This window comes from Staphylococcus sp. GDX8P54P, assembly GCF_017893165.1.
Taxonomy (GTDB): Bacteria; Bacillota; Bacilli; order Staphylococcales; family Staphylococcaceae; genus Staphylococcus; species Staphylococcus borealis.
On sequence record NZ_JAESMM010000020.1, the window covers coordinates 3,394 to 5,128 of the forward strand.

The window sequence follows — 1,735 nt, forward strand, 5'->3', positions numbered from 1 at the left end:
ATAAACATTCAAAACTGAATACAATATGTCACGTTATTCCTCATCTCTACGAGATGTTCCGAATATATCCTTAGAAAGGAGGTGATCCAGCCGCACCTTCCGATACGGCTACCTTGTTACGACTTCACCCCAATCATTTGTCCCACCTTCGACGGCTAGCTCCAAATGGTTACTCCACCGGCTTCGGGTGTTACAAACTCTCGTGGTGTGACGGGCGGTGTGTACAAGACCCGGGAACGTATTCACCGTAGCATGCTGATCTACGATTACTAGCGATTCCAGCTTCATGTAGTCGAGTTGCAGACTACAATCCGAACTGAGAACAACTTTATGGGATTTGCTTGACCTCGCGGTTTCGCTACCCTTTGTATTGTCCATTGTAGCACGTGTGTAGCCCAAATCATAAGGGGCATGATGATTTGACGTCATCCCCACCTTCCTCCGGTTTGTCACCGGCAGTCAACTTAGAGTGCCCAACTTAATGATGGCAACTAAGCTTAAGGGTTGCGCTCGTTGCGGGACTTAACCCAACATCTCACGACACGAGCTGACGACAACCATGCACCACCTGTCACTTTGTCCCCCGAAGGGGAAGGCTCTATCTCTAGAGTTGTCAAAGGATGTCAAGATTTGGTAAGGTTCTTCGCGTTGCTTCGAATTAAACCACATGCTCCACCGCTTGTGCGGGTCCCCGTCAATTCCTTTGAGTTTCAACCTTGCGGTCGTACTCCCCAGGCGGAGTGCTTAATGCGTTAGCTGCAGCACTAAGGGGCGGAAACCCCCTAACACTTAGCACTCATCGTTTACGGCGTGGACTACCAGGGTATCTAATCCTGTTTGATCCCCACGCTTTCGCACATCAGCGTCAGTTACAGACCAGAAAGTCGCCTTCGCCACTGGTGTTCCTCCATATCTCTGCGCATTTCACCGCTACACATGGAATTCCACTTTCCTCTTCTGCACTCAAGTTTTCCAGTTTCCAATGACCCTCCACGGTTGAGCCGTGGGCTTTCACATCAGACTTAAAAAACCGCCTACGCGCGCTTTACGCCCAATAATTCCGGATAACGCTTGCCACCTACGTATTACCGCGGCTGCTGGCACGTAGTTAGCCGTGGCTTTCTGATTAGGTACCGTCAAGACGTGCACAGTTACTTACACGTATGTTCTTCCCTAATAACAGAGTTTTACGATCCGAAGACCTTCATCACTCACGCGGCGTTGCTCCGTCAGGCTTTCGCCCATTGCGGAAGATTCCCTACTGCTGCCTCCCGTAGGAGTCTGGACCGTGTCTCAGTTCCAGTGTGGCCGATCACCCTCTCAGGTCGGCTACGTATCGTCGCCTTGGTAAGCCGTTACCTTACCAACTAGCTAATACGGCGCGGGTCCATCTATAAGTGATAGCAAAACCATCTTTCACTATCGAACCATGCGGTTCGAAATATTATCCGGTATTAGCTCCGGTTTCCCGAAGTTATCCCAGTCTTATAGGTAGGTTACCCACGTGTTACTCACCCGTCCGCCGCTAACGTCAAAGGAGCAAGCTCCTTATCTGTTCGCTCGACTTGCATGTATTAGGCACGCCGCCAGCGTTCATCCTGAGCCAGGATCAAACTCTCCATAAAAATTTATGATGTTTGATTAGCTCATAATACTAAATAGTGTTTGTAACAGTTAAGTTACTGTTTATTGGAATTAACGTTGACATATTGTCATTCAGTTTTCAATGTTCATT

1 rRNA gene is annotated in these 1,735 nt (G+C 48.8%); it reads right to left on the bottom strand.

Going from position 1 to position 1,735, the window contains the following annotated elements:
• Positions 1-74: 74 nt before the first annotated feature.
• Positions 75-1,625: ribosomal RNA gene (locus KA909_RS08035) — 16S ribosomal RNA — on the bottom strand.
• Positions 1,626-1,735: the final 110 nt, after the last annotated feature.